Here is a 14100-nt window from a genome sequence, read left to right on the forward strand (position 1 = left end):
GATTCCGGTCTGCACCTCCGAGGCGCTCAGGTGCACGTGGCTCTGCGGCGGGGAGTAGCGGGTGGCGTTGTCCAGCAGTTCGGCGACGGCGTGGATCAGGGGTTCGACGGCCGGGCCGATGACCGAGATCTGGGCCACCGGGTGCAGGTCCACCCGCTGGTACTCCAGGATCCGGGACATGCCGCCGCGCAGCACGCTGTAGAGCGCGATCGGCCTGTTCCACTGGCGGCCGGGCCGGGCGCCGGAGAGCACGGCGATGCTGTCGGCCATGCGACCGGCCAGCGCGTTGCCGTGGTCCAGCCGCAGCAGGTCGTCGAAGACCGCCGGGTCGTTGCCGTGCCGGTCCTCCATCTCCCGCAGGTCCTTGGCCTGCCGGTGGATGATGGCCTGCACCCGGCGGGTGATGTGGACGAAGGCCCGCTCGGCCGAGTCGCGCCGGCTGGTCTCGTCGTCGACCGCCCTGGCGACGGCCTCGGCGACCGTGATCAGGGAGCGGCGGAAGCGCGGCGAGACGGGGGCGTCGCTCTCCTCCAGCGGGGCGGTCAGGATGTCGAAGGAATACCCGTACCGGGCCCCGGCGACGATCCTGCGCATCTCGCGCCGGGCGAGCCGGTCCAGCTCGTCCTCCTGCGCGGCCAGGCGGCGCTGCACGTCCTCCAGCTGCCGGGCGTGCCGGTCGCGCGACTCGCTCAACGCCCGTCCTCGGCGGGACGATTCGGCGGCGACCACGGCCACCAGAACGGTGCCCGTGGCGCCGCACCACAGCAACTCGGCCCGGGCCCCGGCGGACACCACCATCGCGGCGACCGCCACGGCAGCCGCCATCACGGCCGTCGGCAACAGCCAGCCGAGCAGCGGCGTGCGGCGCCGTCTGGTGGGTGACGAACCAGCTCGAAGCATTCGGCAATCCTCAAACGATCGGAACAGTACGGGGAGCGGGCGGCGACCGGCTCCGGAGGCGTGGGGGTGCAGCATAGCCAGGTTCAGGACATCCTGACCGAAAGTCAAAAATACCGTCCCGCAACCGACTTGTCGCAAACAGCCGGACAACTCCGACATCTCGCACACCAGTCGCACCCGGCCGTGGCCGCCGCCCTCCCACCAGGCTTCTCGCCCCGCCGCCCGCGCGCGGCCGTCCCGTCCCGGATTCGCTCATGCGAAGGGTTTCCGCGCCAAGTCCCGCCAACTCGCCACGCGTTCGTGCTAGCGCGGTGAGCCCAGTCAACCCACCGCCCGCCAATCACCCGGACGAGAACCCGCCCCGGGCCTGCCACCCCGCCCCCGAACCCCCTGTTCCGGCCCGCGGGGAGCGCCGGGCCTCCTAGGGTCGTCGCATGACCGATCACGGGCGCCACGCACCGGACCCGTCGGGCCGCACCCTGCGCCACCTCATGGGCGAACCGGCCTGGACGGGCCTGCTGGCAGAGGCCTTCGAACGCCGGCACCCGATCGGCGCCACCTTGCTGCGCCAGGGCGAACCGGGCACCCACGTCCTCGCCCTGCTGGCCGGAGTGGCCAAGGTGAGCCGACGGGAGCGCGACGGGAACGTCCGGCTGCTGGCCTTCCGGGGGCCGGGCGAACTGCTCGGGGAGGTCGCCGTGCTGGACGACGGCGCCCGCTCGGCGAGCGTCCAGGCGATCTCCGACTGCACGGTCGCCGTCCTCACCAAGGACGTCTTCCTGCGCCTCGTCGCCGAGCGCGAGCTGTTCCCCGTGATGGTCCGCTACGCCATGGGGCGGCTGCGGGAGTCGGACCTGGCCCGGACCGGCGGCGACGTCGTCCCGCGACTGGCCGCCGCCCTGCTCGCGCTGGCCGACCTCTCCGCCGGAACGGCGCCGGCCCGCGGCCGCCGGATCGACCTCGCCCTGACCCGGGACGAACTGGCCCAGCACCTCGGCGTCTCCCGCAACACCGTCACCGCGGCCCTCACGGCCCTGGCCGCCCACCGGGTCGAGGCCGGCCGCAAGTCCATCGCCGTCCACGACCTCACCGCCCTCCGCCGCGCGGCCACGGCGCCGCGCGACTGACGGGCCGCAGGCCCTTCGACTCCTCGATGTGATCCCCGTCACGCACTTTCCGCACTGAGTGAGCACACGGCGCGACGCTGTGTCGCCAAGCTGGGTGGCGCAAGGTCAGCACGGAAACCGCGAGGAGCAGAGATGACGGAGTTCGACCAGCCGATGCCCGAGGCCAGCGCCCTGCCGTACAGTCGCAGCCGCCACCTCCCGCCGTACCGGGGCATCGTCGCCGTGGACGCCAAGGACTTCACCGGATACCCGGCGATCGAGCACGGCGTGATCAGCAAGGCCGTGCCGGAGGTGCTCCAGTGGTCCTTCGACCGGGCCGGACTGGCCGAGGTCTGGAAGGACCAGCGGTTCCCCGACTCCACCGGCGACGGGTACGTCTTCGGGTTCGACCCGGCGTGGATGCCCTTCCTGATCCATCCCTGGCTGAACACCCTCCAGGAGGTGCTCACGGAGTTCAACGTCCACTCGGTAGGGGCGGTGCGGATCCGACTGCGGGTCAGCCTCAACATCGGCCCGCTCCCCGACAGCGGCGAGGAGTTCGACGGCAATGGCACCCCGCGCAACGACACCCACCGGCTGCTGGACTCCCGCCCGGTGAAGGCCATGCTGGCCGCCTCCAGCGAGAGCATCACCCACGTCGCCGCCATCCTGTCCGACCGGTGCTACCAGGACGCGGTGGCCGGCGGCTTCACCGGGCGCCACCCCGACCACTTCATCGAGGTGCCCGCGACGGTCGAGGGCAAGCGCTTCGACCAGCGGGCGTGGCTCTATGTACCCGCGCCCTCCGGGAACCTCTACGACCGGAGGATCCTCGGCGACACCGTGGTGGCGGAGCAGGAGGGACGGACCGGACGGAAGGCCGAGGGGCAGCCGCAGGGCCGGCGCGCGCCGAGGGCCGTGGTGACCCAGCGGGGCGACGGCAGCAACATGAACGTCGGCACGGTGCACGGCGGGCAGCAGGTCACCAACGTGCGGGGTGGCTCCTACGGCGGCGACCGGGTGGAGGGGGTCAAGTTCGGGACGGTCAACGGCAATGTGGGCGACATCGTCAGTGGCGACAAGAACGAGCACCACCGGTGAGCCCCGACGAACGCCCGGCCATCGAGGGCCCGCCGGTGGTGCCTGATCCCGACCCCGACTTCGACGACTTCGGCGACGAGTTCGCTGGTGTCTGGCGAACCGGTCGTCCCTTCATCTTCGCGCCGAACGGAAACATCAACACCGGTTCGGTGTACGGGGGCCAGCGCGTCGAGAACGGTGCCGCCGGTGCTGCTCCGGGTGACGGCGAACGGGTGGAGGCCCAGGACGGCCCCATCTCCACCTCGGAGGTCCTGGCCGCCCGGACCGGGTTCGCGAAGCCGGACTGCTTCCCTGCGGCCTTGAAGACGCTCGGCACCCGTCTGCTCTTCCTCGACGGCGAACCCGGCACCGGGCGCCGCACCACGGCCATCAACCTGCTGTTCGAGAGCAGCGGGAACAGCATGGCCCTGCGCGCGCTGGACAGTGACTCGGACCTGTCGACCTGGCGACCCACGCACAGGGAGGCGCGCGGGTACCTGGTGCACGGACTGTCGCCGTCGGCTCGGTTCGGTCCCACCGCCGCTGCCAACCTGGGCGCCCGGTTGGAAGAGGCCGATGCCTTCATGGTGGTCATGCTGCCCCACGACTCGGGCACCGTCCGGCGTTTCGTCCGTGAGCTGGACATCAGGCCGGTGCGCTATGTGCCTCCGACGCCGCGTGAGGTGTTCGACGCGCGCCTGGCGGCGGCGGTGCCGCAGGATGACCGGCGCCGGAAACTGCTGGACGCGCTGGAAGCCGGCCTGGACGAGCTGTTGGCGCCGGAGTTGGTGCCGACGCAGGTCGCCGAGCTCGTCGACGCGCTGAGCCGGACCGGCGACGACGGCCCCGACCTGGCCGACCTCGGCCAGCGGCTCAGTTTCCGCGCGGAGACGGAAGTTCCGGACCTCCTGAAGGACCTTCTGGACGACCCGGACGCGCTCGCGTTCCTGCTGGTGACAAGTGTCCTGGAGGGCCTCGACCACCGGATCATCCGAGATGAGACCGACCGGTTGCTCACACTGGCCGATGGACGACTCGACGCGGTGGTGCGCGCGAACTCGGACGCCGAGCCGGGACGGACCGCAGCTGGTGAGCGGGATCGACGGAATCCGCGGTTCGTCTTCCGGCGCTCGCTGGATGAGTTGCTGGAGACCGTCCGAGCCGAGTGCTTGCCCACCGAGACACGGGACACCGCAGGCTACACCTACACGGTGGAGCCGATCCGCTTCAAGCGGCACCGGCAAGCGGAGGCCGTGCTGCGACACGTGTGGCGACAGTACGGAGAGGTGTCCGGACTGCTGACCGAGTGGATGGACAACGTTCCTGGAACGGAGTCCGAACTGGCCAGACCCGTGGGCCGGGTGATGGGGCTGGCCGCCGGCTGGGGCGGTGGACGCCGAGCGCTGCGGCACATCCACGAGCTGGCCCGGTCCGACCGTGCGCAGAGCCGGAGCACGGCCGCGTACGCGCTGGGCATGGTGTCGCAGGACCCGATTCTCGCCGGAGAGGTGAAGCACCGGGTCAACAGCTGGAGCATCAGCGGTGGCTGGAGACTTCGATCGACCGTGATCGCCGCGTGCGGCGCGGACTTCGGAGCGGCCCGGCCGGAGAGCGCGATTTCCCTGATCGGGCGCTGCTATCGGGGGGAGGACGGTGACGAGGGCGAGGTGGCGGCGACGGCACGGTGGTCGTTGGGGCGCCTCTTCGCCGATGGGAACCAGACGGCCGTCTTCCGTCAGCTCGTCAAGTGGGCGGACGGCCACGGGCATCACGCCGAACTCGCGCTCACGACCATTCCCGAACTGCTCCTCGACCCTTCGTGGTTCCGGCAGCAGCTCGGCCCCCAGGGCGAGTTCGGCGATGTGGTGATCGTCTTCATCAGGCGATCGCTGAACTCCCGGACCTTGTTCGCCCGCACCAGCCGCAGGCTGCTCGACTGGTGTTACCAGGCGGCCTGGGACGAACCGCTCCGCGCCCCCGTGGAGACGCTGCTCACGACACTCGCCCAGGAGATGCGCCCCGGCGAACTCGGGTTGCTGACCGCGATCGACCGCAGCGACACCCCCGACCTGGTCGGCCGCGACATCGCCCACCGCGTTCTGGAGGCCTGGCGGCGCGGTGAGCCCCAGCCCTTCCAGCCCACCCCCGCCTCCGGAGGCCACGATGACCCTCGACACTGACCCGCCCGTCTACACCCCGGCCACCCGCGCTCCCTGGCGGGAGATCCTGGCGCACCGCTGGTCCGGGCGGCGGGACCGGGCCCTGGTCCTGGGCGACCGCCACGGGCTCTACCACCAGCTCGGGAAGGGGCGCCCGAGACTGGCAGACATGGGGGAGGGAAGCGGAGTCGCCGCGTGGCTGGGACTGCGCGGCTTCGACCAGGCGTACCTGGTGGACCTCGCCGAGCGGCCGGGGGTCCGGCCGGTCGGGCTGCGCAGCTCGTACGGAACGGAATCGCTGGATGTCCACTTCCTGTGGTGGGTCCACGACGCCGCCCGGGTCGTGCAGACCCGGACCACCCAGGGCGGGCTGCCGGTCCGCAAGGACCTCGACGGACGCCTGCGTCAGCTCAAGGAGCGGTCCGGCGCCTCGGGGGCCAGGCTGGGCCCCGAGGAGCTGGTGCACTACCTCTCGGCTCCGTACGTGCTGCCCCACTACGGCCTCGGCTACCGCGTCACGGACGTCTCCGCACGCGAGCGCGGCAACGAACTGAGGCTCGGGGAGCCGACTGCGGCGGATGTGCCTTTCGGCTGGACGGTCAAGAGCGAAGAGGAATACGACTTCTACCGCCGGGCGGTCCAGGACGGCCCAGTCGCCCTCGCGGCCCTCTGGCTCGCCCGGAAGCCCGACGAGGTGCGCGACGTCCTGGACTGGGTCGTCAACCACGCCGACCTGCTCCGCGGCGAGACCACCTGGCAGGACCGGATGGCGCTCATGCTGGGCAAACTGACGGAGCCGGAGCAGGTGGAGCTGTCCGGAATCCTGCGCGACCGGCTGGTCTCCCTCGGACGGCAGGTCCCCGGGCCCGCCCAGCAGCCCCCGCGGCCGCCACATGCTCCGGGGCCGGAGTTCGTCAAGTTCCACCCCCAGGTCAACGGCTGGTCCGGCGGCGTCCCGAACGGGGTGCCGCGATGACTCGGATACGCCAGGTACGCGGGCGCTCCGTCGGCAGGAGCCGTCGGCGCCCGGTCATCGGGCGGTCCCGCCGCGCCGCCACGCCGATACCGGTGTCCAGCCCGTCCTCCGTGTCGGCGATGGAGCGCCTGATGGCGGCCAACAGCGCGGAACTCGTCCGGGCCGACACCAAGGCCGCCGTGTTCCTGGCCTTCACGGGCGCGGTGCTCGCCACCTTCATCCCGCTGGACGGCGGGGCCGGTTCCGGCTCGCCGGCCTGGGCGCTCCCGCTGCTGCGGTGGAGCGCGGTGGCGAGCGCCCTGCTGGCCGTCGGCTGCTTCGCGTCCGCGTTGGTGCCGCGTCACCGCAAGGGGCGGCGGGGTGTGGTGGCCGGGCCGGGGTACTTCGAGCACATCGCCCCGGGCGAGGGCCCGGACCGGTTGCGCCGGGCGTTCGAGCGGGCCGCGCACGATCCGGCGGGCCCGCTGCTGTCCGCGCTGGCCGGGACCAGCGCGATCATCCGGGCGAAGTACCGCTGGATCGAGGCCGGGACCGCCCTGCTGCTGTTGGCGCTTCCCCAGTTCGCGCTCACCCTCCGTCCGCTGTGATGGGTGGACGCCGAAGGCAACAGGTGTTGCATCGTCGGGCAATGACTGTTGACGCCCGAGGCCGCAGGTCCGTACAGTCCCGGGCCATGGACACGGACGGTCTTGGTCGGCGGGTGGCGGAGGATGTGGCCGGTGGCGGAGGGCTGGAGGGGCTGCGGCGGCTGTCGGGGGTGATCGAGGCGCTGGAGGAGCGGCGGACGGAAGTGGTGGAGGAGCTGCGGCGCGGGCGGGAGGCGACCTGGGAGGAGGTCGGGCGGGCCTGCGGAATGACGCGGCAGGGGGCGACCCGGCGGTGGGCGGGGCGGCTGCGGGCACGGTCGTTCGGGGTGGCGGTGGACGCGTACCAGCACGGCCGGCCGGGCTATCCGCGGGCACTGGTCGGGGCGGCGGTGCCCCGGGAAGCCCGGCGGGTGCTCGATCTGGGCGCCGGGACGGGCAAGGCGACCGCTCTGCTGGTGGAGGCCGGGCTGGACGTGGTGGCGGTGGAGCCCGACGACGGGATGCGGGCACGGCTGGCCGCGGCGGTGCCGAAGGCGGCGGTCCGGGCCGGTTCGGCCGAGCGCATCCCGCTGCCGGACGGCAGCGTGGACGCGGTGGTGGTGGCGCAGGCCTGGCACTGGTTCGACGAGGCGGTCGCGGTACCGGAGATCGCCCGGGTGCTCGCCCCGGGCGGGACGCTCGCGCTGGTGTGGAACGTCCGGGACGAGTCCGAGCCCTGGGCGGCCGCGCTGGGGGTGCTGATGCACCGTTCGTCGCCGAGGCGGATCGACACCCGGCCGGTCCTCCCGGCACCGTTCGGCGCGCCCGAGCGGCTGGACATCCGCTGGGAGCACGTCACCACCCCGGCCGGGATCGTCGACATGGTCGCCTCGCGCAGCTACGTGATCGCCCTGCCGGAGGAGGAGCGGGTCCGCCTGCTGGCCGACGTCGAGCAGCTGCTGGCCACCCACCCGGACGTGGCGGGCCGCGAGGAGATCGCCCTGCCGTACGTGACGAGGTGCACCCGTGTCCGCCTCGGCTGAGGGCCCCGGGCGCCCGATGGCGGAGCACGGCGTCTCGATGGCCGGGCGCGGCGTGCTGCTGCGCCGCCTCGGCGTCGCCGACGCCGGACCGTACCGGGCCTTCCGGCTGGAGGCGCTGCGCGCGACGCCGAGCGCCTTCACCTCCAGCCACGCCGAGGAGGCCGCCAGGCCGCCGGCCGTGACGGAGCGCCGGCTCGCGGAGGCCGAGTCCGGCCCGGGCGCCCTGATCGGTGCCTTCGACGGGGCCGGCACGCTGGTCGGCACCGCCGGGCTGAAGGTGCCGTCGCGCACCCGGGAGCGGCACAAGGGCACCCTGTACGGCATGGCGGTGGCCCGCGGCGCCGGTGGCCGGGGGATCGGCCGCGTCCTGGTGCGGGAGGTGCTGCGCACGGCGGCCCGGGACGGGCTGCTGCGCCAGGTGCTGCTCACCGTCTCGGAGGGCAACGAGCCGGCCCTGCGGCTCTACACCGCCTGCGGCTTCGAGGTGTGGGGGCGGGAGCCGAGGGCCGTCCTGGTCGACGGGCGTGCGGTCGCGAAGCTGCACATGGTGCGTCTGCTGGACGGGGAGCGGGCGGAGCCGGCCGGGTGCTGACAATTGTCACGGCGGGCAGGTGTACGAACACACTGCCCCGCGCACCGGCCCGGCGACCAGCATGGATGCCATGACCTCCATCGACCTGCAACACCCCGACACCCGTCGGGCCTTCCGTACCGTTCGGCTGCTCGTGCTCGCCTACCTCGGCCTCAGCGTCGTCACGCTGGCGGGCGCCATCGCCCTCCGGGACCACCACTCGGTGGTCACCGCACCGGTGCTGGTGCGCGGCACCATCGTCGCGGCCAGCGCCGCCCTCACCCTCCTGCTGACCGTCCGGGCCGCCGGCGGTTCCCGGGGCGCCTTCCGGCGGCTGCGGATCCTCTCGGCCGTCATGCTCGTCGCCATCGTCACGATCATCGCCCTGCCCGGTACCTTCCCGGTGTGGATGAAGGCCGAGCAGGGCGTGTGCGGACTCGCCCTGCTGGGCGTGGCCGCCGTGATCAACGGGCGGCACCTGCGTAGCCTGTTCGCCAGGCTCTGAGGAGGGGGAGCACGAGTGATGGGCCTCGACCGGGCGGGCTCCGACGGTGACCGCGCGACCACGTTCCCCGGGCCGGAATCCGGACGGGAATCCGGACCGGAGAACGCGCGGGGCGCGGCCCGTCCCTGGGTGCAGGGCTGGCAGCGCCTCCTGTTGGGCAGCGGGATGATGGTCTTTCCGGCGCTGACCGCCGTGGCCGTCGGCGGCACCGTCTCCGGGGCGGCCGCGATCGCCGGATACGCCGTGGTCGTCGCCTTCTGCGCCTGCTACGCGCTCCTGGCCCTCGCCCTCGGGTGCGGCCGGCGGGGCTGGATCGCACCGCTGGTGGCGGCGATGACGGCCCTGTTCCTGGCCGCGCTGCCGTTCGCCCACGAGGACGCCTTCTTCCTCGCCACCGTGGTCGTCTCCGTGGTCGCCATCCTGTGGCGCCGGCACGCCGAGAGGGTGGTGGCGGCCGGCGCGCTGGCCGCGCTGGTGGTGCCCTGGGCGGTGCGCCCCTGGCACACCGGGCCCGGCGGGTTCCAGGCCCTGGCCCTGCTGTTCACCTCGCTCACCTGCGGCGCCTTCGCCGGGATCGCCGCCACCAACAAGGCCCTGTTCGACGCCCGGGCCGAGGTGGCACGGCTCGCCTCGGAGGCCGAGCGCAACCGGATCGCCCGGGATCTGCACGACCTGCTGGGGCACTCGCTCACCGCGATCACCGTCAAGTCCCGGGTGGCCCAGCGGCTCGCGGGCAAGGACCTGGACCAGGCGGTCGCGGAGATGGCGGCCGTGGAGACGCTGTCCCGCCAGGCGCTGTCCGACGTCCGCGCGGCCGTCACCGGCTACCGCGAGGTGACCCTGGCCGGAGAACTCGCGCGCGGACGCGAACTGCTGCGCGCCGCAGGGGTGATGGCCGACCTGCCGAAGGCGGCGGACGCGGTCGCACCGCGGGAGCGCGAACTGTTCGGCTGGGTGGTGCGCGAGGGGATCACCAACGTGGTCCGGCACGCTCGGGCGGACCGCTGCTCGGTGCTGCTCACGGCCGGCTCGGTGGAGATCCGTGACGACGGCACCGGCGCCGCCCCGAGCGGTCCCGGTGGCGCCGGCGGTGGCAAGGGCCTGACGGGCCTGCGGGAACGGGTCGCCGCGGCGGGCGGTACGGTCGAGGCCGGCCCGCTCGACCCGCGCGGGTGGCGGCTGCTGGTCACCGTCCCGCCGGGTGGCCCGGACCCCGGCCGTGAAGGTCGTGAAGGCCGTGAAGGCCAGGAAGGCCGCCGACGCCACCAAGGCCGCGAAGGGACACCATGACGATCCGCCTGCTGCTCGCCGAGGACCAGGAACTGGTCCGCACCGCGCTGTGCACCCTGCTCGACCTGGAGGACGACTTCTCCGTGGTCGCCGCCGTCGGCCGCGGCGACCAGGTGGCGCGGGCGGCTCTGGAGCACCGGCCGGACGTCGCCCTGCTCGACATCGAGATGCCCGGGCTGGACGGCCTGGCGGCAGCCGCCGTGCTGGCCCAGCAGGCGCCGTGGTGCCGGGTCGTCATCCTCACCACCTTCGGCCGGGCCGGCTACCTGCGCCGGGCCATGGAGGCGGGCGCGGTCGGCTTCGTGGTCAAGGACGCCCCCGCCGAGGTGCTGGCCGACGCGATCCGCCGGGTCGCGGCGGGGGAGCGGGTGGTGGACCCGGAGCTGGCCGCCGCCACCCTCGCCGCCGGCGCCTCCCCGCTCACCGCCCGCGAACGCGACGTCCTGAACGCCTCCCGCTCGGGCGCCGGGATCGCCGAGATCGCCGCCAAGCTCTACCTGTCCGAGGGGACGGTCCGCAACTACTCCTCCTCGGCCATCGCCAAGACCGGCACCCGCAACCGCTCCGAGGCGCTGCGGATCGCCGACGAGCGCGGCTGGCTCTGACCGTTCGCCCCGGGGCCGCACCGCGCCGCGTCGGGGCCGACTCGCTTGTGGTGCCCCGGCCCTCCCACCCCGTCCCACCACGTCCCGTCCCGGCCGGGAGCGGGCGGGAACGGCGGTCGTCAGGCCTGGCTCCGGCGACTCGGTCTCGCCGGCGGCCGCGCTTCGCAGGCGCTGGGCGGCGGTCCCGTACCGGCGGCCCGCAGGCGCGGCACTGCGGCCCGGTCGGCCCGGCGCGCACCGGCCCGCGCGGGAGGCGCGGTCCCGATCACGCACCCGGGCCCGCTCCCCGTAGGCGAATTCGGAGGAGCGGGCCCCGGGCTTCCTCAGGGTGCCGCGAGCGTAGCGCGCGCCACTGACACCGACCCGGGACCGAACCCGGCCGGGATCGGTCGCGGGTCGGCGGGAGCCGGTCGGCGGACGTGCTCCGCCGAGCCGGCCCGACCCCTGCCGGACCGGTTGTCAGTGCGGGGCCGTAGTTTCGGGGATGTCGGCGGGCCGGTCCCGCCCACCCCCCGTCTCCGCTGCCCGAAAGGGGCCATCGCCGTGTCCGTCGCCGTGGAAGAGCAGGTCACTTACCTCGAACTGTCCGAGGAGGAGGGGAGCGCGCACAAGTTCTACGAGGTGCGGCTCTCCGGCCAGGTGGTGACGGTGCGGTACGGGCGGATCGGCGAGCCGGGGCAGAGCAAGGCGACGACCTTCCCGAGCCCGGAGAAGGCGGCCGCGTCGGCCTCCAAGAAGATCGGCGACAAGGTCCGCAAGGGCTACGCCCCGGCCGTCCAGGGCGTGCGCCAGCGCCGGTCGGTGACCAGGCGGCAGATCGTCAGCACCCGCTCGACCGCCCGTCAGGCGCCGCTGCTGTGGCGCTTCCGCTCCGGCTCGCCGGCCTTCGGGATCTTCGTCGGCGAGGAGCACGCCTGGGTCGGCAACGAGCGCGGCGACGTCTACACCCTCACCCACGACGGCGAGGTCGTCGCCCGCTACGGCCTGCCGGACGGCGTCAAGTGCATCGTCGCGGACGACTGGTGGATCTACGCCGGCTGCGACGACGGCAAGGTGTACGACCTGGGCGGCAAGATCCCGCGGGTCGCGTACGAGATCGCCCAGGACGTGGACATCTACTGGCTGGACATCCATGACGGCGTGCTCGGCGTCGCCGACGAGCGTGGCGGGCTGACCACGGTGGACCACGAGGACGAGTTCCAGTGGCGCCGCAAGGCCGACGGCCGCTCCGGCTGGATGGTGCGCTGCGACGGCGACGGCGTGTACCACGGCCACTCCAACGGCGTCGCCCGCTACGACAACCGCAGCGGCGACCAGCTGTGGCACACCCCCACCCGGGGCGGGGTGCTGTTCGGCTGGCAGGAGGCCGACGAGGTGTTCGCCGGCACCGGCCAGGGCTGGGTGCACCGGCTGCGCAAGTCCGACGGCTCCGAGGTGGCCGCCTACCGCTGCGACGCCGGCGTCTTCTCCTGCGCGGCCTCCCCGGACGGCGAGTACGTCTTCGCCGGGGACAACCACTCCTCGGTGTACTGCTTCGCCGCCGACGGCACCCGGCTGTGGAAGCTCGCCACCGGCTGCGGCTCGGCGTTCAGCATGCAGTACCGGGACGGCCGGCTCTACCTGGTGACCACGGACGGCTCGCTGGCCTGCATCGACGCGAGCGAGCAGGCGGTGCGGGCGGCCGAGGGCGGCACGCTGCCGAAGACCGCCGAGGTGAAGCACGCGGGCTGGGAGCCGGTGCTGGCCGGTGCCGGGGTGGAGACGCTCACGGTGGCCACCGCCCGGACGGGCGGCGAGGTCGAGGTGGAGTGCGTCCAGGACGGCGCCCGGCTGCGGGTGCGGGTGGTCTCCCAGGGCTACGACCCGTCCTGGCGGGTCCAGTTCCCCAAGGACATCCGCGTCGCCGGTGCCCGCTACGTCGTCGCCGAGGTCCGTGAGTCCGCCTCCGGCGGCTTCTACCGCACCCGCGGCGAGATCAAGCGCCTGCTGTGACCGGTCCGCCCGGGTCCGCCTGGTCCGCCGGTGCGCCCGGGCGGACCGCGACCCCGCACCGGCCCGGTCGCGGTGACGGCCCGGCGGGATTCCTTCGGAGGCCTGGCGGCGGATCAGCCCCGGCCGGGCGCCCAGCCGAGGGCGGGCCCGAGCCGGGTCGCCAGGTCGGTGAGGATCTGCGCGTAGTCCTCGTGCCCGAAGCTGAACGGCAGCGCGAAGGCGACCTCGTCGACCTCGCGGTAGCCGGCGTGGGCGCGCAGCCGCTCGGCCAGTTCCTCGGACGTCCCGACCAGGTCCGGGGCGAACAGCAGCCGGGCCGGACCCTGCGGGGCGAGGGTGCGCGGGGTGCGGGAGCGGGCGTAGGCCTCGTACCTGGCGCGCTGATCGGGGGTGGCGCTGTCGGTGGGGATGACGACCAGGCCCTGGGAGACCCGGGCGCGCTCGCCGGCCGGGTGGTGCTCGCGGAAGGCGCGGATCTGGGCGGCCTGGATGCCGGCGAAGTCGAACGGGCCGTCGAGCAGGGCCTCCGCCTTCACGACGCTGCTGGTGAGCAGGTTGAGGCCCTGCTCGCCGGCCCAGCGGGCCGAGCGCAGGCTGCCGGCGCCGTACCAGAGGCGGTCGGCGAGGCCGGGGGAGTGCGGCTGGACCCGGTGGGAGTACACCTCGATGCCCTCGGTGCCGGCGAAGTCGGAGGCGTCCTCGCCGCGGACCAGGGCGATCAGCCGTTCGGCGCGCCGGGGGCTGAAGTCCTCCTGCTCGCCGGTGTCCGGGTAGAGGGCGCCGCGCACCTGCTCGTAGTGGACGGGCGGGCCGACGCTGAAGCCGGGGTTGAGCCGGCCGCCGGAGAGCACGTCCACGGTGGCCAGGTCCTCGGCGAGCCGCAGCGGGTTCTCCCAGCCGAGCGGGGTGACGGCGGTGCCGAGCTGGATGCGGCTGGTGCGCTGGGTGGCGGCGGCGAGGACGGCGACCGGGGAGGAGATGCCGTACTGGAGGTGGCGGTGGCGCAGCCAGGCGCTGTCGAAGCCGAGGCGCTCGCCGAGCGCGATGAGGTCGAGGGTGGACTCGTGGCCCTGGCGAGGGTCCTTCTCGTCGAAGAGCCCGATGGTCAGGAAGCCGAGTTTCCGCAGCGGGCGAGGGTTCGGCGACATGGTGGGCTCCGCGGGGTGGGAAGCGGCCCTGGGCGGGCCGGTCGGGTGGTGCGCTGTCGAACGTACGCAGCCGCCACGCCGCCCGACAAGATCGACGCGGAATCCGGACACGTCCCGCAACGCGGCGAAACGCGGGTGTCACACGCGGCGGCTCCCACC

General features: G+C 73.7%; 12 protein-coding genes and 1 pseudogene. 11 read left to right on the forward strand and 2 right to left on the reverse strand.

Features of this window, described 5'->3' with window-relative positions:
- A pseudogene (locus tag ACFRMQ_RS26290) lies at positions 1-900 on the reverse strand (ATP-binding protein); the annotation flags it as partial.
- Between the two features lie 434 nt (positions 901-1334).
- On the opposite strand from ACFRMQ_RS26290, the gene ACFRMQ_RS26295 reads away from it, so the two are divergent.
- The 11 genes from ACFRMQ_RS26295 (at position 1335) to ACFRMQ_RS26345 (ending at position 12793) form a co-directional block, all read left to right on the forward strand.
- Positions 1335-2027, forward strand: a complete 693-nt coding sequence (locus ACFRMQ_RS26295; protein ID WP_380733105.1) for a Crp/Fnr family transcriptional regulator — start codon at positions 1335-1337, stop codon at positions 2025-2027.
- A 132-nt stretch (positions 2028-2159) separates the two neighbouring features.
- Complete coding sequence (locus ACFRMQ_RS26300) at positions 2160-3107, forward strand: hypothetical protein (protein ID WP_380733107.1); 948 nt, start codon at positions 2160-2162, stop codon at positions 3105-3107.
- Positions 3104-5266, forward strand: a complete 2163-nt coding sequence (locus ACFRMQ_RS26305) for a hypothetical protein (protein WP_380733108.1) — start codon at positions 3104-3106, stop codon at positions 5264-5266. The genes ACFRMQ_RS26300 and ACFRMQ_RS26305 overlap by 4 nt, the downstream gene beginning before the upstream one ends.
- Positions 5250-6221 (forward strand): hypothetical protein, encoded by a 972-nt coding sequence (locus tag ACFRMQ_RS26310; RefSeq protein WP_380733109.1) that lies wholly within the window; start codon positions 5250-5252, stop codon positions 6219-6221. The genes ACFRMQ_RS26305 and ACFRMQ_RS26310 overlap by 17 nt, the downstream gene beginning before the upstream one ends.
- Before the next feature lie 131 nt (positions 6222-6352).
- A complete protein-coding gene (locus ACFRMQ_RS26315; protein WP_380733110.1) occupies positions 6353-6808 on the forward strand; it encodes a Pycsar system effector family protein in 456 nt (151 codons plus the stop codon).
- A gap of 86 nt (positions 6809-6894) precedes the next feature.
- Positions 6895-7830 carry a class I SAM-dependent methyltransferase gene (locus ACFRMQ_RS26320; RefSeq protein ID WP_380733111.1) on the forward strand — a complete coding sequence of 312 codons (936 nt, stop codon included), beginning with the start codon at positions 6895-6897 and terminating at the stop codon, positions 7828-7830.
- On the forward strand, positions 7814-8422 hold the full coding sequence (locus ACFRMQ_RS26325) for a GNAT family N-acetyltransferase (protein WP_380733112.1): 609 nt from the start codon (positions 7814-7816) through the stop codon (positions 8420-8422). Before ACFRMQ_RS26320 ends, ACFRMQ_RS26325 begins: the two co-directional genes overlap by 17 nt.
- A gap of 70 nt (positions 8423-8492) precedes the next feature.
- Entirely contained in the window at positions 8493-8906 is a 414-nt protein-coding gene (locus tag ACFRMQ_RS26330) for a hypothetical protein (protein WP_380733113.1), read from the forward strand.
- An 18-nt stretch (positions 8907-8924) separates the two neighbouring features.
- A complete protein-coding gene (locus ACFRMQ_RS26335; protein ID WP_380733114.1) occupies positions 8925-10196 on the forward strand; it encodes a sensor histidine kinase in 1272 nt (423 codons plus the stop codon).
- Positions 10193-10801 carry a response regulator gene (locus tag ACFRMQ_RS26340; RefSeq protein ID WP_380733115.1) on the forward strand — a complete coding sequence of 203 codons (609 nt, stop codon included), beginning with the start codon at positions 10193-10195 and terminating at the stop codon, positions 10799-10801. The genes ACFRMQ_RS26335 and ACFRMQ_RS26340 overlap by 4 nt, the downstream gene beginning before the upstream one ends.
- A 543-nt stretch (positions 10802-11344) precedes the next feature.
- Positions 11345-12793 (forward strand): WGR domain-containing protein, encoded by a 1449-nt coding sequence (locus ACFRMQ_RS26345; RefSeq protein ID WP_380733116.1) that lies wholly within the window; start codon positions 11345-11347, stop codon positions 12791-12793.
- A gap of 113 nt (positions 12794-12906) precedes the next feature.
- Here the strand turns inward: ACFRMQ_RS26345 and ACFRMQ_RS26350 are convergent, their stop codons facing one another.
- Positions 12907-13941, reverse strand: a complete 1035-nt coding sequence (locus tag ACFRMQ_RS26350; RefSeq protein WP_380733117.1) for an LLM class flavin-dependent oxidoreductase — start codon at positions 13939-13941, stop codon at positions 12907-12909.
- Between the last annotated feature and the right edge of the window lie 159 nt (positions 13942-14100).

Origin of the sequence: Kitasatospora sp. NPDC056783, assembly GCF_042789895.1 — a bacterium.
In the GTDB taxonomy this organism is placed as follows: domain Bacteria; phylum Actinomycetota; class Actinomycetes; order Streptomycetales; family Streptomycetaceae; genus Kitasatospora.

Excerpts from the sequence above, each read along its gene's own strand:
- ACFRMQ_RS26335 (WP_380733114.1), top strand. The coding sequence starts at position 8,925 with ATGGGCCTCGACCGGGCGGGCTCCGACGGTGACCGCGCGACCACGTTC.
- ACFRMQ_RS26330 (WP_380733113.1), top strand. The coding sequence starts at position 8,493 with ATGACCTCCATCGACCTGCAACACCCCGACACCCGTCGGGCCTTCCGT.
- ACFRMQ_RS26295 (WP_380733105.1), top strand. The coding sequence starts at position 1,335 with ATGACCGATCACGGGCGCCACGCACCGGACCCGTCGGGCCGCACCCTG.
- ACFRMQ_RS26300 (WP_380733107.1), top strand. The coding sequence starts at position 2,160 with ATGACGGAGTTCGACCAGCCGATGCCCGAGGCCAGCGCCCTGCCGTAC.
- ACFRMQ_RS26315 (WP_380733110.1), top strand. The coding sequence starts at position 6,353 with ATGGCGGCCAACAGCGCGGAACTCGTCCGGGCCGACACCAAGGCCGCC.
- ACFRMQ_RS26350 (WP_380733117.1), bottom strand. The coding sequence starts at position 13,941 with ATGTCGCCGAACCCTCGCCCGCTGCGGAAACTCGGCTTCCTGACCATC.
- ACFRMQ_RS26340 (WP_380733115.1), top strand. The coding sequence starts at position 10,193 with ATGACGATCCGCCTGCTGCTCGCCGAGGACCAGGAACTGGTCCGCACC.
- ACFRMQ_RS26320 (WP_380733111.1), top strand. The coding sequence starts at position 6,895 with ATGGACACGGACGGTCTTGGTCGGCGGGTGGCGGAGGATGTGGCCGGT.
- ACFRMQ_RS26310 (WP_380733109.1), top strand. The coding sequence starts at position 5,250 with ATGACCCTCGACACTGACCCGCCCGTCTACACCCCGGCCACCCGCGCT.